General features: G+C 36.5%; 24 protein-coding genes and 1 riboswitch. Of the genes, 5 read left to right on the top strand and 19 right to left on the bottom strand.

Annotated elements, in window-relative coordinates:
* Positions 1–49 precede the first annotated feature (49 nt).
* The gene (locus tag ACFVS2_RS26775) at positions 50–1,201 is read left to right on the top strand and encodes a tyrosine-type recombinase/integrase (RefSeq protein WP_390239451.1); all 1,152 of its coding nucleotides are present in this window, start codon (positions 50–52) and stop codon (positions 1,199–1,201) included.
* A 433-nt stretch (positions 1,202–1,634) separates the two neighbouring features.
* On the opposite strand, the gene ACFVS2_RS26780 is transcribed toward ACFVS2_RS26775, so the two are convergent.
* A complete protein-coding gene (locus ACFVS2_RS26780; RefSeq protein WP_390239452.1) occupies positions 1,635–2,123 on the bottom strand; it encodes a C40 family peptidase in 489 nt (162 codons plus the stop codon).
* A 179-nt stretch (positions 2,124–2,302) separates the two neighbouring features.
* Between ACFVS2_RS26780 and ACFVS2_RS26785 the strand changes: the two genes are divergently transcribed.
* A complete protein-coding gene (locus ACFVS2_RS26785; RefSeq protein WP_390239453.1) occupies positions 2,303–2,899 on the top strand; it encodes a hypothetical protein in 597 nt (198 codons plus the stop codon).
* Between the two features lie 54 nt (positions 2,900–2,953).
* On the opposite strand, the gene ACFVS2_RS26790 is transcribed toward ACFVS2_RS26785, so the two are convergent.
* Positions 2,954–3,391 (bottom strand): hypothetical protein, encoded by a 438-nt coding sequence (locus ACFVS2_RS26790; RefSeq protein WP_390239454.1) that lies wholly within the window; start codon positions 3,389–3,391, stop codon positions 2,954–2,956.
* A gap of 114 nt (positions 3,392–3,505) precedes the next feature.
* Here ACFVS2_RS26790 and ACFVS2_RS26795 point away from each other — a divergent pair, with 114 nt between their 5' ends.
* Positions 3,506–3,931, top strand: a complete 426-nt coding sequence (locus ACFVS2_RS26795; RefSeq protein WP_390239455.1) for an ADP-ribosylglycohydrolase family protein — start codon at positions 3,506–3,508, stop codon at positions 3,929–3,931.
* 17 nt (positions 3,932–3,948) lie between these two features.
* Positions 3,949–4,266 (top strand): ADP-ribosylglycohydrolase family protein, encoded by a 318-nt coding sequence (locus ACFVS2_RS26800; RefSeq protein WP_390239456.1) that lies wholly within the window; start codon positions 3,949–3,951, stop codon positions 4,264–4,266.
* An 82-nt stretch (positions 4,267–4,348) separates the two neighbouring features.
* Here the strand turns inward: ACFVS2_RS26800 and ACFVS2_RS26805 are convergent, their stop codons facing one another.
* From ACFVS2_RS26805 to ACFVS2_RS26815, 3 genes are all read right to left on the bottom strand, one after another.
* Complete coding sequence (locus ACFVS2_RS26805; RefSeq protein WP_390239457.1) at positions 4,349–4,660, bottom strand: hypothetical protein; 312 nt, start codon at positions 4,658–4,660, stop codon at positions 4,349–4,351.
* A 237-nt stretch (positions 4,661–4,897) separates the two neighbouring features.
* Positions 4,898–5,056: a hypothetical protein gene (locus tag ACFVS2_RS26810; RefSeq protein WP_390239458.1), complete on the bottom strand. Its 159-nt coding sequence runs from the start codon at positions 5,054–5,056 to the stop codon at positions 4,898–4,900.
* Complete coding sequence (locus tag ACFVS2_RS26815; RefSeq protein WP_390239459.1) at positions 5,050–6,369, bottom strand: hypothetical protein; 1,320 nt, start codon at positions 6,367–6,369, stop codon at positions 5,050–5,052. Before ACFVS2_RS26815 ends, ACFVS2_RS26810 begins: the two co-directional genes overlap by 7 nt.
* A 554-nt stretch (positions 6,370–6,923) precedes the next feature.
* Here ACFVS2_RS26815 and ACFVS2_RS26820 point away from each other — a divergent pair.
* On the top strand, positions 6,924–7,205 hold the full coding sequence (locus ACFVS2_RS26820) for a hypothetical protein (protein WP_390239460.1): 282 nt from the start codon (positions 6,924–6,926) through the stop codon (positions 7,203–7,205).
* Positions 7,206–7,724: 519 nt separating this feature from the next.
* On the opposite strand, the gene ACFVS2_RS26825 is transcribed toward ACFVS2_RS26820, so the two are convergent.
* The 14 genes from ACFVS2_RS26825 to ACFVS2_RS26890 all read right to left on the bottom strand — a co-directional run bounded on the left by ACFVS2_RS26825 (position 7,725) and on the right by ACFVS2_RS26890 (position 20,507).
* On the bottom strand, positions 7,725–9,485 hold the full coding sequence (locus ACFVS2_RS26825) for a sensor histidine kinase (protein ID WP_390239461.1): 1,761 nt from the start codon (positions 9,483–9,485) through the stop codon (positions 7,725–7,727).
* A gap of 111 nt (positions 9,486–9,596) precedes the next feature.
* Positions 9,597–10,271, bottom strand: coding sequence for a response regulator (locus ACFVS2_RS26830; protein WP_390239462.1), 675 nt, complete (start codon positions 10,269–10,271; stop codon positions 9,597–9,599).
* A gap of 204 nt (positions 10,272–10,475) precedes the next feature.
* A complete protein-coding gene (locus tag ACFVS2_RS26835) occupies positions 10,476–12,404 on the bottom strand; it encodes a hypothetical protein (RefSeq protein ID WP_390239463.1) in 1,929 nt (642 codons plus the stop codon).
* 199 nt (positions 12,405–12,603) lie between these two features.
* Positions 12,604–12,780, bottom strand: a complete 177-nt coding sequence (locus ACFVS2_RS26840; RefSeq protein ID WP_390239464.1) for a hypothetical protein — start codon at positions 12,778–12,780, stop codon at positions 12,604–12,606.
* Between the two features lie 17 nt (positions 12,781–12,797).
* Positions 12,798–12,883, bottom strand: a riboswitch (cyclic di-GMP riboswitch).
* 172 nt (positions 12,884–13,055) lie between these two features.
* Positions 13,056–13,322 (bottom strand): hypothetical protein, encoded by a 267-nt coding sequence (locus ACFVS2_RS26845; protein WP_390239465.1) that lies wholly within the window; start codon positions 13,320–13,322, stop codon positions 13,056–13,058.
* 28 nt (positions 13,323–13,350) lie between these two features.
* Positions 13,351–13,590: a hypothetical protein gene (locus ACFVS2_RS26850; RefSeq protein ID WP_390239466.1), complete on the bottom strand. Its 240-nt coding sequence runs from the start codon at positions 13,588–13,590 to the stop codon at positions 13,351–13,353.
* Complete coding sequence (locus tag ACFVS2_RS26855) at positions 13,590–13,916, bottom strand: hypothetical protein (RefSeq protein WP_390239467.1); 327 nt, start codon at positions 13,914–13,916, stop codon at positions 13,590–13,592. Before ACFVS2_RS26855 ends, ACFVS2_RS26850 begins: the two co-directional genes overlap by 1 nt.
* A gap of 150 nt (positions 13,917–14,066) precedes the next feature.
* Complete coding sequence (locus ACFVS2_RS26860; protein WP_390239468.1) at positions 14,067–14,795, bottom strand: hypothetical protein; 729 nt, start codon at positions 14,793–14,795, stop codon at positions 14,067–14,069.
* A gap of 328 nt (positions 14,796–15,123) precedes the next feature.
* Entirely contained in the window at positions 15,124–15,435 is a 312-nt protein-coding gene (locus tag ACFVS2_RS26865) for a hypothetical protein (RefSeq protein ID WP_390239469.1), read from the bottom strand.
* Between the two features lie 363 nt (positions 15,436–15,798).
* Positions 15,799–16,362, bottom strand: a complete 564-nt coding sequence (locus tag ACFVS2_RS26870) for a flavoprotein (RefSeq protein WP_390239470.1) — start codon at positions 16,360–16,362, stop codon at positions 15,799–15,801.
* The gene (locus tag ACFVS2_RS26875) at positions 16,355–17,182 is read right to left on the bottom strand and encodes a phosphopantothenoylcysteine decarboxylase domain-containing protein (protein WP_390239471.1); all 828 of its coding nucleotides are present in this window, start codon (positions 17,180–17,182) and stop codon (positions 16,355–16,357) included. The genes ACFVS2_RS26870 and ACFVS2_RS26875 overlap by 8 nt, the downstream gene beginning before the upstream one ends.
* Before the next feature lie 126 nt (positions 17,183–17,308).
* The gene (locus tag ACFVS2_RS26880; protein WP_390239472.1) at positions 17,309–18,019 is read right to left on the bottom strand and encodes a hypothetical protein; all 711 of its coding nucleotides are present in this window, start codon (positions 18,017–18,019) and stop codon (positions 17,309–17,311) included.
* Positions 18,019–19,629, bottom strand: a complete 1,611-nt coding sequence (locus tag ACFVS2_RS26885; protein ID WP_390239473.1) for an FMN-binding glutamate synthase family protein — start codon at positions 19,627–19,629, stop codon at positions 18,019–18,021. The genes ACFVS2_RS26880 and ACFVS2_RS26885 overlap by 1 nt, the downstream gene beginning before the upstream one ends.
* 110 nt (positions 19,630–19,739) lie before the next feature.
* Positions 19,740–20,507, bottom strand: a complete 768-nt coding sequence (locus ACFVS2_RS26890) for a DNA cytosine methyltransferase (protein ID WP_390239474.1) — start codon at positions 20,505–20,507, stop codon at positions 19,740–19,742.
* Between the last annotated feature and the right edge of the window lie 58 nt (positions 20,508–20,565).

Raw genomic sequence — 20,565 nt, forward strand, 5'->3', positions numbered from 1 at the left:
CTTGATATCGCACATACGTTCTCCTACAATGTGTATAGGAGCTGATTTTATGAAGAAGGCTATGGAAATCCAAATTAGAGAGAAATTGAGAGAAAAACTCGTTTTACTACCTGACTTTGCTGTTGATTACCTTTATCTCTTGGAAAACTCTAAAGAAGTGCAAACTCGATTTGAATATGCAAAAGACATTTCGTTGTTTTTAGAGTTCCTTCTCTACTCACATAAATGTACAAAATCAACAATTCGTGATATCGAGCCATCTGATATAGATAGGTTGGTTGATCGTGACTTAATCGATTTTTTTGATTATCTGACTTCCTATACAAAGACCTATCACTCCCCTACAGGTAAAGAGGTTGTCCAGGTCTTTACAAATGCACCTGTCGGGAAAGCACGTAAACTGGCTACTTTACGAAAGTTGTTTGCTCATTTATTTATGAAGAAATTAATTTCAAAGGATATTACTCCAAATATAGAAATAAAAATTCCTTCAAAAGTGAAAGTAAAACAAAGGCTAACTCCAGAAGAAATACAGAACTTATTTACAACAATTGTGGAAGATGTTGCTATTGAAGGTCAGCGTTTACTAAAATTTCATGAGAAAGTGAAATTTCGAGATTATATCATGACTCTTCTTCTGGCATACACAGGAATTCGCATTAGCGAGTTAGTTCAACTTGATATTCCAGACATTCAATTGCAAAAGCAAACGATTGTTGTCACCCGAAAAGGTGGCGATGAACAAGAAATTACAATGCCCGAACGTATTATTGAAGATATCAAAAGCTTCATCAACCACAGAAAGAACCTTACAGATGTACATAAGCGGGATCAAAACGCATTGTTTATTTCCTTACATAAGAAACGGATCGATCCAAAAACAGTTCGGGCACTACTTGAGAAATATCGATCCCGAAGTGAGATTTCTACTCGGATCACACCTCATATATTTCGTAGAACATTTGGAACAAATCATTATAACACATATGAAGACATGTACCTAACTGCACAAGTTCTTGGCCACGCCTCTGCTGAAACCACACGCAAATTTTACGCAGATCCTTCTGAGGAGCGGGTTAATCGTTCTATGAAACAATTCGATTATCAAAAAAATGACCCCGTTGAAAATACAGGTAAATTAGAAAAACTTGCTGAAAAACTTGGAATCAGTTTAGAAGAACTAAAGCGGGAGTTGGGTTAAAACTCAACTCTCTTTCAGGTTTTTTTGAGTTAAATTTCAATTTGATTTAAAAAGGAAAAGCCTACTTGCCTTCTCTTTAGAAGGCGAATAGGCTTTAATTGATTCCTTTTACAACTCTATAATATTCCTTTTGTACTTGGATCAATTTAAAATGAATATCTTCCATAATTTCTGAAAGCGTTGATGTAGCAGCGTTTAGGTTCTTCTCAATTATGGGGACGAAAATCTTGAAATCAACATTATAGATGATACGTTCTTTGTCGTAATACACCTGAGAAATTTCAAATCTCAATGTTTCTTTCCCTATTGATGAAGTCTGTAGAAGATTAAAGAGATTTCAATTGATTTTATAAAAAGAAAAAGATTCTTCGCATTATTCCCGATCACTACAAAAAAGGGTATCTATTAGATAGACAACCCTCTCGCTTAATCCTTATTTTATTCTTTTTGCTTCAACAAAATGTTTCGACCAATACTTATTTTGTTGAACATCGATAATGGTTACACCTTTTGTTGTCGTAACAAGAGCTACTTTGTTTTCACCCAAAGCGATTCCAACATGTGCCCCCTTTGAATCTTCCTCTGAATTTTTGAAAAATACCAAATCTCCTTCTTGCATATCAGATTGTTTATTTATTGTTTCACCTAATTCTCTTTGTCCATCAGTTGTTCGTGGAACTTTTATATCTTGCTTACTCATTACATATTGAGTAAAACCAGACGCATCAAATCCCTTTACCGAGTTTCCACCGTGAATATATTTCACACCAATCAACGGGGAAACAATTTGAGAAAGAGTTTCGGATTCTACTTCCACAGGTTGGGAAACAACTAATTTTTTTGGTGACTGAGCAAATGCAGGGGTAGCCATTACAACCATAGCTGTTACAGCGAGTACCGATACTTGTACGATTTTCTTCAATTTACATTCCTCCTAAATAGCTATTTGAAATAATATAGATAAATTTATCCTTTTCTATAACTAAGTAGTAATAAGTTACGGCTTATTTTATTCTGTCTTCGTATATAACATAAAGTAGCCCAAACAATATAATGATAGGAGATGATACATTCTGTACAACGTATATCCATGCAGGAAATATGGATCGGCTTTTGGCATTAGATGAAAAAGTATTCCTGCCAGAGCATCGAATTGATGCAACAACCACAAAACAACGACTCGAAATTAATTCAAAAACAGATATTGCCGTATTTGATGGGGAAAACCTTATGGGCTATGTTTCGCTTTATCCAATACCAGGAGATGTCTATGATCAAATTAAGACTGGTGTATTTGACGAACAGAAAGTAGAAGTATCAACGCTTCCTTTTAAAAGGATAGGTAGATACGATGCTTATCTATGCGGCATGGCAATAGACAAAGAAAGCTATCCACGATTTAAGGGGAATTATCTTATCGTCCAATTACAAAAACATCTATTATCCTTAAAGAAGAACGGATTCTTTGTAAACCGGATAATTGCGCATGCTGTGTCTATTGCTGGCAAGAAAACTCTGCTTAGAATGGGTTTCAAAGAAACACTGTCTAACATCTTCGTCTATCTCTGCTGCAAAAAGGGACTTTTATTCATTCGGGAACGCAAAGATTTCACGTCTGAACGATATTTATACATTCTTCCGAAGTTTAGCGATTTTAACTGTTGCCATAGAATTTCGGGATGGGATAGAGATACATAGCTCATCTTATCCAACAAGAAAGACAGCTCTGAATTAAGGCTGTCTTTCTTGTTTTTATTTTATAAGATTCACATGAATCAACTTTTCGTCAATGATTGTCTTTACCAGCATATTTTCTGGATACGGAAAGGAAGAACTCATTTTTTCTTCACAAGCCATATCTACTATTTCGAACTGATTCCGTTTCTGTGGGTTAATTCTTACGAGATAATACGAATTTCTTTTTGAATTACCGTATTGACTAACAATGAACATCTCCCCTTCGACGTATTCACAAATTTGATTCGCCTCGCCACTTGGCAAATAAACGCCTTCATGAACAACACCATATCCACTATGAAAGCCTATTATAGAAAAGATTTGCCGGATATATCCTCTACTGGTATCAAAGTGTTCACTCCAGTTTATTTTAGCTCTTGGAACCTTTTGTTCCGTTGTTTCTTCTTTGTACTCCTCTTCTTTAAATTCCAACTGATACTTTTTCCGAAACATTTAATCCCCCTCCTTTTTTGATTTTGTATTATAAGCAATTAGTGATTAATTACAAACACATATCATGTAAGTGAATTATAGATTACATAATAATTATTATGTCTACCTGCTGGAATGACTGGGTTTGGAACACATAATCAGCCTGTTGGAACCTGGTCTGATGACAGCTCGATGACATTCTGTTTAGTAGAAAATCTAATAGCGGGATACGACATTGAAGACTTGAAGAAGTTGTTCTGCAATTGGTATTATTACGGGCATCGGACACACAATCACAATCTCCCGTTTGATATCGGGCAGTCAACCTTTAAGGCATTATCGAATATTAAAGCGGGTGTCTCGAAAAGTGAATCCGGTCTTTCATCTGAAAATAGCAATGGAAATGGATCTCTTATGAGAGTGCTTCCATTAGCATTTTATTTAAGAGATGCTGAGGATGAGTCCAAGTTTACCATGGTCGAGGAAGTATCAGGCATCACACACGCACACATGCGATCAAAAATTGCTTTTGCATTATATGTTGAAATAGCTATTCATTAATGGATCTTCTCTCGTCAATGCATTCGCAGAGGCAAAAAATAAAATTCGATCTTATTAATATCACAAAGGCTACTCGGACGAGTTTCGATATTTCTATCGACTCTTTGACCAGGATATCTCTTCAGAACTACGAAGAGGCTGTGCTACTTGCAGTTAACCTTGGTGGAGATACAGATACTATAGGGGCTATTACGGGAGGCATGGCAGGTGTTCACTATGGAACCAAAGCAATGCCTGCAAAATGGATAAAGACCATTGCTCGTAAACATGATAGTGTCCAATTAGTAGATCATTTTTATGCAACGTTGACACATGAAACAACACTCCTTTCATAGAAATAGGAGTGTTTTACATATTCATCACATTTTCAATACAAAAAAGCGCCCCAATTTGGTAGCGCTATGCGTCATATATAAATTATGCGACTTTGAACTTTGGCTTAGTGGAAGCTACACGTTCTTTGAAGAAAAATACGAATCCTTCACCAAAGTCTCCAACCTCCATGACATCGTACCTGGAGATTTCTTCACCTAAATGCGCTGATAAAACATCAAAAATATCTTTCACTTCAACGGTTCTTACCAGTACACCATTTTCAAAGAACTCTACACCGTCTCCGTCAAGTTCCTCAGAATATCCAATTTTGCACTTCATATCTTTTGAATCCGTTGCAAACAGTTTAGTAATGATTTGATCCAGTTCTTGTTGTTTATAGAATGCGAATTTCATGTAAGATAACTCCCCTTTTTATTGACTTCATTGTCATTTTTGGTTAAATCTCGTTTCGCATCGTTGACTATAGTCTTAGTGTACACCCTATATAGGTTTTCTCGATTAGTTTTTTTTTGTTGATAGATTCGACAACAAATGACAAAACTCTCACTTATCTGAATACAGAAAAAAAGAGTGCAATTATGCACTCTTTCTCTCTACCAATTACTACGTTATTTATACTTCGGCACCTTATTAACCATTTTCGCCAAATGTATACATAATAATTGTTCCGCTTTTCACTGGTTTAACTGGCTTTACTGTTTTTGCATCAACTTCCCCTGCAAACGAGAGAACTGTTAATCCAAATACCAACGACAGTGCAACGATAGAACCTGTAATACACTTTAACATAATAGATCTTCACTCCTTTTTGTAGATGTCTTTATCAATTGTAACTCTTGATCTCTTATGCTATGCAGATTGTCCATCATTAATAACATACATCGGTTGTATCTTAACAAATTTTCTGATGCAATGGAAAGCTTAATTGCTTCGGAAAGAAAATGACATGCTCGCTGAGAATCGTTGTTTTTGAACAACACCTCTGCAAGTGCAACACATAAACGTGATTTCCTACGCTGATGCAATAACTTTACTGGATGGAATTGCTCTGACAATATATGTTGATACCTGTTTAACGATTGCAAAGCACCTTCCAGATTATCATTTCTTAGGTAACACTCAATCATCACAGGTAAAAACAGCTTTAATTCATCATCGTTTTGAATCCACTCGATAACAAGAGGGATTACAGTTTGATCACCAGCTTCTACCTCTACCAACATTTTATTGCCCTTAGCAATTCGAGAATAAAATTCGTTGATTTGACTAATCGCTTCGTTAAGCTTTAATGCCTCCTTTTTCAATCCTCTTTCTCGTAGGGATGAAAATTGATAGAGTAGGGATTCCGCATAATAGGATACTTTATCTCCAGCAGATTCTTGTAGCTTTAATGCATAATGTTCAACTTTGATCCAATCTTCAATCGAGTTAAAGTACCTGGTTATCAATGAGTAACCTTCTGATTGAAGATACTCTACTCGTTTGTCATCATTTCCATAATCATATTTTTCAACTTTCGGTAGTAGAAAAACCAAATCAATTAACTTGTACAAAAATTGTTTGGTTAGTTCCACGTCATCCCTTTTTCGCATAATTGAGTATTTCCGCATAACGGCTATCGCTAACCTTGATGAGAAGGATTCTTCGCGTTTAATAACATAGTCGTAATAGATTTCCGACTCATCCTGTTTATCATGTAAGTATAACCGTTCAGCTAATTCCAATGTCGTTTGTATCGTCTTTGTCTTATCAGTGTCTTCATACAATGCTTTTGTTATCTTCTCTGCTACAGAAAGCTTATTATTCAGAAAGCAAAGATACAAAAATTCACTTGCTCTTGTGTAGTGAATGTGACCATTAATGTAACATTCATCGACATACTCCTCGTAATAATGACCTGGAGGATAGCCGAGTGCATTTGTGATGATTTCGAGCTGTGCAGGACTCAATCCTTGTTCATTCTTAAAGATCAACCCAAGTGTAGTCGCATTAATTCCAGTGCATTTTGCAAATTTGTTTGTAGATACAAATTTGGAAGCGACTTCATTTTTAAGGGATGTCTTAAAGTTAGCTCGTCTCAGATGGATTTCTTCATGCTCCACATAGGACACCTTCCTTACACAAAAATACATTGACTTTAGAATACACGTTATTTCTCTTTAGGAATAGATGTTTCATTCAAAGCGTCTTACCACTCCCTTATTTAGTGCCTTTTTTCACTTCCTTTTTCCTAAGAATATTTCATTATACATATAAGGTATTAGCCTGATTCCTTCTTTCAATCTATTCATACAGTTGTCTATGCATTTTCATGTAACAGCCATAACAAGTAAAAAAGCTCTCGCTTTACGCAGAGAGCTTGAACTTAACATTTTCTTCAGTTTTTCTTTCCTGATCATTCAATATATCCGTGACATCCAAAAATGCTTGATGATATGTGCATGCCTTCCACTTATCTATTTCAGTAAGGGAGGCAACCGTAAAAAGCTTTCAAATCGTTGTAATAAATCGAGTTGTATGTGCTGAAAGACTCATAAATCGATTAGAGAATAGGATAAAAGGCTTATACTCCGGAAATTGAGTATAGAGCATAGTGACTATAGACGATATAATAAATTCAGATCAACGGAATGCCAACATCATTGGAGGGAAACGCATGATAAAATCTTTCATTTTACCTATTTCGGCTTTGAATGAGCTTGTAACGAATATATACAAAGAGTCCACTCATGCTTCCTATTGTGAAGTTGGCTTTTCCGAAGACCTGGAGATGGACGTAGTTGAGATTTATGTTGAGGGTTCAGCAGATCTCGAATGTGTCATTCCTTTTGATGATGCAATGATGTTAATTGGTGAACACTACAATGTAGACATCAGATTCTATGATGTGGATGAGGTCAATGACGGAAATGATGTTGGTTTTATTTTTTACCATTAATGGGTTCATAAAACACTCTTGAAGCTTTAATAGATATGACCGTTATCTGAGGGAAATTGCCTGTGATGTGTAACGCCAGTTCAGGGCTACTTTCTATAAGGATTGAAAAACAAAGTTCAAAGCTATATGAACCTACTATTTCAACAACATCATACAATTTGATGACGTTGAAGCTTTTCATTAGTAGGCTCGACTATCTGATATAGGTCTATCTGTGATGCCGCTGTTGGAGTAACGAAGGTTCTCTAAGACAATAAGAGTCAATCAATTAAAGTGAAACCAAATCCAAAGATGTCTTCAAAAACTTATTACGATCCAGTTTGCAGTTGTTGAGTTCATGTTTCGTTTACATTGGGGATATTGTACAGGGAAACCAGTAAGGACAAAAAAGAGATATCATGAAAAAATTCTCCCTTTACAATAACGAAACTGGGAGAAAATCCTATCTTCAATATCGATCATGGTATCTATTTTTACAGACCTTAAATCGCAACTGAGTTCCACTTATTTTCTAACTCTCTACGATGAAATGTGTACGATTTCACGTTGGGACAAAGGGATTTGTATTTCAAATGTTGTCCACTCGTTATTGCTTGTGACATCAATTTTTCCTTTATAACTTTCGATGATTCTCTTCGAACTCGACAATCCTATACCTGAACCTCCTTTCTTTTCTTTTGTTGTAAATCCATCTTCAAAAATACGAAGCAGATGATCAGGTTCAATCAATGGGCCGTTGTTGTAAATCTTAAACCGCATGATTTGATCATTCACTCTTCCTATCATTGTCACCTTTCGGTTATCGCTATCATTTTCTTGTACAGCATGAAAAGCATTATCTAAAATATTCCCAAGGATTCGAACGATATGTGTTGTTTTTTTAATATCAAGATTGACTAACTCAAATCGTTCAAAGTGATGCTCAAATTGAATTTGCTTGTCCACGCTTTCAGCCAATTTTGTTTGAAGCAAACCACTAAAAGCGGGAATGCTAATGTGAATCATGTCATTAAGTGTCACCTGAATTTTTGTAAGGTTTTTCAGATAGGCATCGACTTCTTCATATCGTTTCATGGAAAATAAGCCTTGTAGCGTAAAAATGTGATGATTGAAGTCATGTCTATGCTCTTTAATCGCAGTAAACATTCTCTCAATATTACCAACATACATATTCTGTACACTTTTCATCAAGGCACCTTGTCTATTTAAATAACGAGATAGAACGAGAATAAAGGAAGAACCAATTCCGAAACAAAAGATCGAATACAACATGATTTCAAACATTCTATCATTCAACTCATTTTGAATGGAAACATAATCGGAAGATGCAATAATGATGCTCTGATAGTTCTGAAAGTTGCCATCAATAGTAAGAGATATCGGCATATAAGATCTCAGTAACATCTTTCCGTTTACCTCAACAACTTCATGAACAGGTTTTTGTAAAGACACAGCTTTTTGAGCAAATTCTCTATCTAAATCACTTTTAAAACTATATGAGCCATTTAACAACAAACGGTTATGGTACACCGTTATATCCTTTTCTTTTTCCATTGGGTGCTTTTCGGTTTCATTCATCAAAGCATTGTAATTGAGGACGCTAATCTCAGCGATTTTAGGATCTTGAAGCCTTTTTTCGCGAATAACAGCATTTACCCCAGCTTCATTCTCGAATTGCTCAATTCTACTTTCATTCACAAAAGGATCAATGATGTAATCTGTGCTTCCATCGTTATAATATCCCCATTTATACACCTCACCTGGACGGGTAGAGTATGTATCTAACGGTCCAGACCAAAAACCAGGCAAAGCTTGACCAAAATTTTCCTCCAATTGAACTTCGTGACCCTCCATTAATTGAGAAAACATACGATTCCAGTTTTCACCGAATTCTTTTGTATGTACACCGATTTGATCGGGATCAGTTGATTTCACTCCGACAAAATCACTCGTATCTTTAGCAAACAATGTGATTTGGTCAACAAGCAATTTTTCTCTCAGTGCAACTAAATCCTCGTTTTTCACGTCTTTAATGTGCGGTGGCAGAGCATGTTGAATGGCAATGGAGGCGGCATGTAATTTTTCTGCAAGCATTTTCTCATAGAAAGATAATGCTCGATTGTTATTTTCAATCGTAATAGCAATGTTTGATAACAAACTATTAAGATCGTTATGGTGTTCAGCAAGTATGACATTGCGGTTGACGAAGTAGAACGCGGTATTAAACGTGACAAGAATCATGACCAAAACGATCATGACCGAAATATACATTGGCTTCATAGTAAATTCACCTTTAAGTTACTCTTATTTTCATACTCCGAAAAAGCAGTATGTCCACTTTTTGGTATATGATGTATGATGAAAATATGAAAATAATGGTTTTATTTCACATTAAAAAAGACCTAATTTCTTTGCTCTTTGTGCTAACTCTACAGCACTTAATTTACGAAGTCTCCATTTCCATCCTAAACATTTTTTTGCGATACCCTGTTGAAGATTTCGTACAGATTGTGTTTCGACACCCATGATGTTCGCTACTTCTTCAACCGAATAACCTCTGAAAAACATCTCCAAGACCTTGATGTGATGAGGTGTCAATTTTGCCATCGTTGTCTTTAAGCTTTCACGGTAGTCACGCAAAATAAAATCAATCAGAGAGCTTTCAAGTTTCGGCTCATTGTTATATGCATCTCGAATCACTTGAGGAATGATTCCTGGATTTGATTTTAATAAATAGTTGCAAGCTACTCCAATCCCCATTGTACTTCGCACAGTATCCTCGTTGATGATCCCACTCAACATGATAATTTTTGAATTCGGCAAAGAAAATGATAATTGGATTGCTACATCTATTCCAAATTGATCATCTTTTGGCGTAAGGTTGATATCGCAAAGGATAACATCAGGCTTCAGTTCATTTGCCATTACAAGTGCAGTGTCCTTATCCTTCGCATACCCAACAACTTCTATATCATTTTCATTATGTATAGACAAAAGTTCCATCTGTAAAGCGTCATCATCATCTTCAACAATCATTAACCGAATCGTCTTTGATGCTACATTCATGATGAGTACCTCCTAAAAATATCGACTTACAATAGTTTCGCTCCTTTTCTATTACCCTACTTCTGTAGACATTCAAACCACTATTTATCAAGGATAAATAGTGGAAATAATAGGCATTGGACAATGGCAACGTAGATAGTAGTGACTTGTTAAATTCACATGAAAAAGTTCCCCGTAAAGGAGAACTTTATTATACGTTATTGATTAAGAATTGTCTTGAGACTTTAGCCAGAATTTTTCATTGCCTGTGCGATGTTCTTTACATAGTTTGTTAAATCCACTTTTGCTAAGGTAAATACGAACATCAAATCGGATATCTTTCCATGGGTTTTTAATTGCCCAATCCATAGGATCAACGCTATCCAAAAGATGATTACCGCTATTTATCTTTTCTCTCCTCCAATTTTGAAGTAGCTCATGCAGTTCTGTTACTTCACAGCCACAAATGTCTGCCAGCATTCTCGCAGTTGTTGGGTAAAAGTGGCCGAAGAGGAATGCTTGTGAACCATTTACAACGCAAGTTGGATTGTATATATCAGATCCTAAACCTGCAAATCTGCACCAAATATTCCATCCTGCTGAATGAGGATCACCTTTTCTTGAGGCTACTCGAAGGATATTTCGATCCTCTTGATGAACAATCCAATCTCCTTTTCGAATATAGGCATCCTCAGTATCTCCTGAAACGAAGAACTTCCCAAATGATATAGCTTTAAGCAAATTTGGCAAGTTCTTCTTAACAGCTGCTCGATACCAATCCATCACTTCTTGTTCTCTCTGTCTGAATTCATCTCCTAATTGTCTGCTAATTACTTTGGCTTGATTGTATCTCGCTAAATATATGCGATCTTTTTGTAATCGTTCTTGACTTGCAAATGAAGATGGTGACATTTTTCTCATCTCAACTGACATAGATGCATCTTCTGCTCCACCTGTTAAATACAAAACTTCGGGATCTCCTAATACATCAAATACTTGTTCTGGAACAGGATATCTTTCAATCATCCAATCATGCTGACCAGTTGGATCAAATTGAAAAGCGTCTTTCACTTTGTCTGTCTTCATATCCTCTGATTTCAACTTGTTAACAATAAGTGGCTGATAATTATGAAGGACAATGCTATTTTCTTCTGCTTGTCTCAGGAGCAAGTTTGATTCTTGCATCATTTTTGCTGAATAAGAGAGTGTATCCACCTTAAAATTGTTGGCAAAAAACTTTTCAGAGAGTAAGCTGAACATCATGATAAGCCACACAACTTCATCATGCTCTAAATCCTTGATTTCCTTCAAAGGAACACCATCTTCTCTTGTCGCTAAAGCTGATTCCTCATTTACGTATGCTCTGTCATTATCTCCAAACGTAATATCCATTAAAGAATAAGGAAAATAATTTTGTCCAATACGTTTCGAAAATTCACGACCTCTCGCTCTCGTTCGTGAAAGTTCTTCACGGAGAGGATGTGACGTTTTTTCACGGTCAGTCACAATCGAAAGTGTCCCGCCATTCCGTATCGCAAAAACAAAATAAGAAGAGGACAGCTGAGACGAATCTTGAATTAGAGCCAAAACAATACCTGAATCAACAGACATCATCCATTGTAGCAAAGTATTGATATCCTTGAACATATAAACCCTGTCATAGATTTTCGGATTGTTTTTACTGGGTGAACCGTGTGAAAATTGACAGATCTCCAGCTTGTTAATCGCACGAAATGCACTAAAACGAAGCTCAGATAAGTTGTTTTCATCTTCAATTATTGATTCAATTACGGATTCATCAACTTTGTAGTGAACAATAGCATTCTTTAAACTCTGTTTAAAGCTCTGTTTTGTTTCTAAGGCTTCATTCATGTTTAAAATACTACGCAACTCATGAATCTTAGTTAACCATTTCGAAAAGGTATCGTAATCTTTCAAGATAGCCTTTAGAGGCAGTAGTCGCTCCTCAGCAAATTCATCCAGGTAACGCCCCAAGAGAATTAACGTGGTTACATACGTTTTGTCGTATTCCAAGGACTTCTTGAGCACTTCATTTGCTTGATGAATGTCTAAATCTCGCAACTTAAACTTTGTTTCATTTGGGCTAATTCCTGTAACTTCAATCCATAATTCTAATGCTTTCGTTAGATCCATCCTCCAACCTCCATCACTATCAAAGTAACCTGTTCACAACTAAACCTCCATTACTAAATCGTTCGGACAAACCAAATCCATGTTTCTGTTTCTTTTACATGGTATGCAATAATCAATCATTTCAAAGATTCGTGTAGTATTTTCTCTAATAAGCGGCAAAATATAGGACTCCCTTATTGGAAGCCCATATTCGTACATTTCAACTGACAACTTTATGTTTTTGTATCATTTTCATTGCTACTTGCTTTTGCTCCAAAGACGACAAATTAAAGAATTTTGAATCACTGATAGTTTCCTTTAGAAACTCACGAACTGCGTTAACATAATTATTATTATGTTCCCTTTTTTCTTTGGCAAATTGCATGGCGTCTTTCATACAAAATATCCTCCCTTTTCGGTTGCTGGCTGGCATAGTGTATTACACCGTAGCCCCTTTAGTTTTGCGTCCCCTATTTTCATAGGGTTTGCCTTTGTCGTTGGGTAATAGGTAAGTAATTTCTTACTCTATTTTACATGAACCTTATTGAATGTCGAGATTGTAACGGTTTAACCTCGTTCAACCCATGTCCCTTTATTTTTGCATAATTATATGTCTATGAAATGAAAAAGCCTCCCGATTTGGGAAGCTACACTTTTAAGTGGACTTGATTTTTACCAATACAAGTTTTCTGATTTATAGGGTGCATTAAAATAACTTCTTTTCGCACGTTTCCCGTATAGGATGTGTAGAATCGTATCTCTTGCCATCGTTCTTGAAACTGGATCGTTGTTGACATAATAGGACACACCATCGTAGGAAACAACGTCGCCATCAGTTATCCAACAAGTTGCTTCTCCTTCTGTCATATATTCCTCTGGAAGTTCCTCATTTACAATGATAGTTGCCCATTTGCGAAACAGCCGCTTTTTACCTCTCATGAATTAACATCTCCTCTCTATATTTCCCCTAATCTTTGATATCTTTTACATCATCAACTTCGGATAGAAATTCTTCACCATCTAACAGTATTACACCCTCAAGATTGGAATGAAAATAGATAATGATCCCTGACAAATCATTTTTCCTTGTCACATCATCAATCTCACCATCGCCATAATTTTTCGTGAAGATATGCTTTCCTCTCAAGGGCAACACCTGGTCTAATAAACCCTTTTCAATATCGGTAACTTTTGGATTCATATCCATTAAGCAACTCTCCCTACTTGTTTCATTTCTAACTCTTCTATCCTTAGTTGAGATGGATCTCCCCAAATAAATTCAAAACCCGCTGTTTGAAAGAAATACAAGCCAATTTTAGATTTGTAAAAACGGATTTCGTCGTTTTGTAGTCTCGCATTATCCTTATACTCTTCCCACTGTTCTCCATCGTCTAAGACTCGCTGCACGTTGCAAACCTGCAAAAATTCAGATTCGCATATCGCTTTCTTTGTCTGCATCATTTCCTGCCATAGCCGTTCTCCCGTTTCTGTTTTTCTAAAACGATCACAAACACCAAGAAATGAATAACTCATATATAACTCTCTCCTTAAAATGTTTTTGTAATTAAAATCCTGGTTATATAAACTCATGTATTGTATGTATTTTTCGATGTAATCATAAAAAAAGACTCCTCAAAAGTATGAGAAGTCCTTTCTTCAACACGATTTTCATTTATCGCAACACTACTTACGGTAATCCATTGTTAATTGATCACATCTTCGGATGAATTCTACAGCAACCTCAGCGAATATTGAGTCATGGTATCTACCCTGCGGTAGAAAACCTACATGCTCTTGCATAAATGAAGCGGTATTATCAACAAGTATGTCTTCTATTGTTGTTTCCCTCTCTTGTGACCAATTATGTTTCTTTCTCTCTTCTTCCATCCAACACTCAACACAATTGTAGATATTGTTCCGAAGAGGTAAATCAGAGTCATGTGAAATTGAATATCTTTGAAGTTCTCGTTCCAGTTGTTTCAACTCTGCATAGAGTCGTAAGTACGTTGTAATCAAATGTAGTCGTGTATTAAAACCAAAAATGACTCTTTCTCCTTGGATAATATTAAATCCATTCCAAAAATCACCTTGAAAGTATTTGTACAAACGTATGTATTCTTGTGAATTTTCCACAAAGTCACTCTCAACGCTTCCTCCATTCTGTATCCAACGGTCAATTTGTAAGTAAGCATCGTTATAACAAAGTATTTTCATCGACTCTGATTGTCTTGAAAACGATGGATTCACCGTACATAAAAGTTGATGCATAGCCGTTCGTAGCGGTGATTCGAAGGATTGCTTCGGATAAGATTCAAAATGATGATCAACCTCATTAATGACAAAGTACAGATACTCTATATTCCCAAGCATATGAAGGAAGGTTTTAATAGCAGGGATTCTTGTGTCAATCATCCATGTGCTCCTTTGCGTATGTTCAATAAATACTTTTATTGTATTCCAAAATTAGGAACGAAGTAAATTGAAACATCAATAGAGTAACAACCTAAACAGTGTAGATTGTCTGATTGAGGATGTCTTTTTAGATAGAGACATAGAAAATTAAATTTTCTTCGTTTTTGTCGAACGATAATGCTTGACGAGATAAGTTGCCATATGATAGTTTCCACCTCTATGAAGTATGGGATTTAGTTTGAATTATAACATGTCGGATAATATGCACATATCAAATAAAGCGACAGATTGTTCACTGTCGCTTCGCGTTCTTACATGTATTTTATTGTTACTGATTATTTATGGTTTCATGCTTCATTTCTTCTTCATATTCTTCTTTTGAGATTGGAATAATGTATTTCGGATCACAATTGCCATTTTGGGCAAGCTCATTTCGATATACCTCTTGATGAAAAAATTCATAGTCAATCGGGTTTTGATGTTGAATTATGAATGTGCAAAAAGCTTCTGTTGGCTCTCCATTTTCATTAAGACCTACGCGGAGAACCTTGTGAAGCTTGTAATAAAATACAGAAGTAAATTTTCCTACTTCATCTGAATGAACCTCTTTTATTTCGACACGCTTAATTATTGTACCCATATTTTTCATACCTCTTTTCGTTTTGGTCATATCTACTGCAAACCGCAGAAAGTGTTTACACCAAATGAAGTCTCCAACGTGATTTGGTCTGTTTTTAATAAGCATGCAATCTTCGTAGAAGAGCTTTCTAATAGTGATCGAATACCTCTTTCCAATGAAACATGGTCAATTACATACTTAGTAAAAGTACATAATTAGGGTAGAGTTTTTAATTTTCAGATTCGAGGATATGATCATCAAAAACACATTTTGTAGAAAAGTAATCCCAATTTGTCTAAAACCATGCTGATAATAGGAATTGCGTTTGAGAACGTTTCACCCTCCTTTAAGGTAGAGCCGATTATCTGTCAACTCTGCTTCAGGTTATTTGCCTACTCTGTTACTCAATATTTGCTCACATGCTGAGACAATCGTTCTTGTATCAGGCAATTTACCTTCCGCCTCATACCCACAGGCAAGATGCCCCTCTGCTGGTTTGAGGATACTGATCCCTACTCGCTCAATTCTCTCAAAATTCTCTTTCGTAAAAGGATTGTGCAACATGTTTACATTCATTGCTGGACACAAGAGTATCTTGTTCAGATCTGATGTTGCCAAAAGAACATTGGTCAACATATTATCTGCAATGCCTTGCGACACTTTCGCAATGGTTTGAGCTGTTGCAGGAGCAACTACAATCAAATCCGCTTTATCTGCATAGTGAATATGTGAAATATATGCAGGGTCTTCCTCTTGAAAGGTATCACACATGACCTCATGCTGAGATAAAGCTTGAAAGGTGATTGGGTTGATGAATCTTTGCGCATTCTTTGTCATCACAACATGCACGTTTGCTCCTCTTTGCACCATTTGGCTGCAAAGACTTGCTGCTTTGTAAGCGGCAATTCCACCAGTTACTCCAAGAAGAATGGTTTTGTCTTTAAACACGACGATCACCTACTGTGTGGTTCACGATGGCATTCGCAATTTCTTTGATGCCAACAAGTTCGACAGCTTCTCCATCTGGCATTACCAAGTAACCTTGATGACCAGATTCACGTATCAGACGAATATCATTGGCAAACACATAATCTGCCTTGTTCTTTATCTTCAATTGTGTAGCAACCTGAATCAATTCTTCCTTTGTGACATTTTCCAACAACTTGAACCCAACCAAGGTTGTTTCGGGCGACCATATTTTGATTTGAGAAATGATCTTTTCAGTAGGGGTTAACTGAATGCAAAGGTTGTCACTTTTAGAAGAAATCTTAGATGAATTATCGAGGCGATAATCACCCTTCTTTGCCCAACTGATCACGTCTTCGAGTGATACACCTTTTGGAGTCATATAACCTTTTTCGAGCAATCCTTCAACAGATTCTTGATCATTTTGTTTGATATAATTATAGATGCCCTCGACCATATCCTCTAATGTGTAAACATAATCAACGGTGTAATCGGAAACAGCCATTGCATGAATAACAATATCGATTTTCTTTGTTGTTAAGATCTCCTGTAGTGAGTCATATACGCTTTTTACAGATGTTGTTTCGATCCACTCAATCTTTGCGAACTTGCCTGTCAAGCCTATCCATTCTGCTTCCGCTTGTTTTGAAAAAGGACTCAAAAAATAGATCTTCTTTATATGAGGATGAAATTCTGCTACAGATGCAATTTCTCTTCCCAATGTTCCTTTTGACATATTAGTAATCTTACGTACCTTATCAATTGCTTCGCTTGTTCCACCTGCTGTAATTACGATATTCATCACAGTTCGCCTCCAAAAATGTTTAGTAGATAAACCTGATTAATGTTTAACGTTATATTATAGATGCTTTTCTCTTCATGTACAAAAATGAGAGTGAACTATTTCACCCCCATTTTTATCGATATATTACGAAACCAATTCCTTTTCCACTTGTTGCACCATTTCTTCTCCGTAGTGGTCAATCAGTGAACCACGATGAAGAGGGAGTCCACTTTCGATGATATATTTATTAACTCGTTCGCTACCAATTACAAGATTATACCTCGCCCTTCTGGTTTTAATTTGCTTAGGTTTTATTCCAAACCAGTTGCCAATCATTCGGTCTGTACACTCTTCTTTTAACCATAAACGCTCCAATAGCTTCTCCGTAATCAATGAAGGAGGCAAAGATCCGAATTTGGCATATAGAGATTCAATGGTTTTTGAAGAGTATTCAGATTGTAAGGCAATATCTATTTGTTCTTGAATGTCTTGAGGAAGTTTAATTCGATTGATTTTCATAAGGATTTCAGTAGCTTGTTTATCCGATTCTTTTTTATGAATGGTTACTGAGAAGCGATTGCCTTGTTGAAGACTCATTTCACCAACTATCTTTTCGTTACGATCAAGGAATCCGATATAATGAACGGCAGGAATGTCATCAAGTCTCTGAAAGTAATCCAAGTACACAATTGATTTCACATCTTCCATAATCAGAGAACCTTCATTTTCAACCTTAAAATCACTAACGAAATAAAAAGAAATTCCCGTTTTCACTTTTTGAATCCATTTTTTCACATTATCTGGTTCTTCATCAATCAAGATGGCAGACTCGAATGGATCTTTGAATTTAATCACTAAATAAGACTCCCTTCACTCTTTGCAATCTGTTTTAACTGTTTTAAGCTTTTTACCTGGAAATGCTCATCAACAAAAACAACATGTTCTTCTTTGAATTTTCTTGGCGATGTAAGACCAGCGGCGGCGGCTAACGTGAACAGCTCTTCACGAAGTGTCACGATGTAATTGGTAACACGATATTGCTTCTCATCTACCACGAGAGCCTTTTGAAGTTTTGGATCAGTTGTTGCTACCCCTACTGGACATTCGTTCGAATGACATTTCTCTGCTCCAATACAACCAACTGCAATCATAAGCCCCCTTGCGATTTGAACGATATCAGCGCCCATCCCGAGGGCAATGGCTATGCGATCAGGAGAGAATAGTTTCCCACTGGCAATGAGCTTAACCTTGTCACGCATTTTATATTTGGTTAATACCTCATGAGCAATCATGAGTGCAGGTTTAATCGGTAGACCTACTGAATCAGCCATGGACTTATAGGTCGCCCCTGTTCCACCTTCTCCACCATCAATTGTAATAAAGTCTGGATACGTATTCGAAAGTGCCATGTGTTGAACAAACTCTTCAAAGGAGCTTTCGCTACCGATTACAATTTTAACTCCAACTGGTTTTCCAGTTTCTCTTCGTATTCTTAAAACAAACTCCATCATGGTTTCAAAATCATTAAATTCTTCAAATCGATTCGGAGAATCAATTGTTTTGTACGGTTCTACACCCCTGATCTCTGCAATCTCTGTTGTCACTTTAGCCCCTTCAACGTGTCCTCCTCGAATTTTAGCGCCTTGTCCAAGCTTTACTTCAAAGGCTCTGATTTGTGGTATTTCCGCTTTTTTTTGAAGTTCTTCCCAAGAGAAGTTCCCTTCCTTATCACGATATCCAAACTTGCCAGGGCCAATCTGTGCAATGAGATCTACTCCACCTTTTAAGTGATGAGGAGAAACACCACCTTCTCCTGTATTCATATAGGCTCCCGCATTTTTTAATCCCTTTGATAATGCAGTGATTGCATTCTCACCAAGCGCACCATAACTCATTGCACTCATCCCTATGGGGCTTTTTAGCACGAATGGATGTACACATGTATGTTCACCAATGATAATGGCATCTTTATCCGCATACTTCCATGGTTTTACCTCTGTATCTACAATATGTTCTTGACGAGAGAATAGGGATTCATGATCGATGACATATTTCTTTGTCTTAATAAGAGTATCGTTGTCAGCTTCTAAATCTGGAATTTGCTTCGCAAAGAACCCATTGGCAATATAGAAGCCAGGTTTGTCAAAATCACGTTTGCTTCCGAATGCAATAATGGTTTTAATATATTTCGCAGACTTTACAATCGATTGAAAATCAATGCGAGAGAATGGTTTTGCTTCATTGTCTCCATCAAAAAGATACTGTCTTAACTCGGCTCCAATATGTTCTAACAAGTAACGGATTCGAGCCAGCAATGGGAAGTTTCTCCGAACAGAGTGTTGTGATTGATGCTTATCTTTTTTGAATGCAAGTATTAGTGCAATTACCGCAATCAATGTGCCAAGAAACGCTAATCCCAATATAATACCAAGCGTTACTATTACGACTGATGTTATTGTACTCACGGTTAATCCCTCTTTCAGATTGTTTATAGTCAGATATTATCACATTTATTGTCTATAGGCAACGAGAAAAGGGGCAGCCTTTTAAAAGACTACCCCCTTCATGATTTTTACTATGCAACTACATTCAATGAACCTTGATTTCCCAGCTCTTTCGAAAGAAACTGATAGAGTGCTACGGCAATAGCGGTAAAGGTTTTTGTACAAACTGACTGACCAATGCATTCGACAATCAGCTTATTGCTACTTCCTAAATAATAGGCTTTGTCTATTTCGTGTAAAGATCTGATATGTTCTCCTTTTAAATAGGCATACAAATTAGGCTCCGTCGGATGTTTTATCCAATTCTCAGGCTGAATTTTAAAATGATTTTTTGTTATGGTTCCTACGTAAGCGTCCTTTGTAATATCAAAAATAGTCATATAATGATTATGAGAAATTCCTTTTGATTCACGAGAGAGAAAATAATGGAGCGTTCCACTTTCCTCTGGTGTTACCCACTCTAATTCATCCACGGAAATTATTCCTGCTTCTTGAATTGAGGTAGTATTCTTTCCTTTTGGTTCTGGTAATGAAAAACCATCAAACGCAGTTGCCACCATAAAGAATCGCTCTCTTTTGGTTCTACTCCCATAATCCAAACTGTTCAATTTAGCTCTGGATACATGATAGCCTTCTTCTTTAAAGCACAGTTCCAAGCTGATACCCGCAACTTTTTCAAATTCCGCTACATTCTCAAGCAATATTGCATAAGGTCTTTCTTCTTTCGGTTTATCCCAAAATAGTCTCATGAGGTGCATGAACAAGTGCATCGTATGATATTCCTTTTTAGTTCCATTCGATGCTTTTGAGTAATCGGTATCCTGATAGGTAACGTTCACCCTCGACTTTACGGTGGGTTACTTGTTTTCCCCCAGGTCACACCGTACATGAGACTTT

This window comes from Brevibacillus sp. NPDC058079 (assembly GCF_042885155.1).
Classification (GTDB): domain Bacteria; phylum Bacillota; class Bacilli; order Brevibacillales; family Brevibacillaceae; genus Brevibacillus.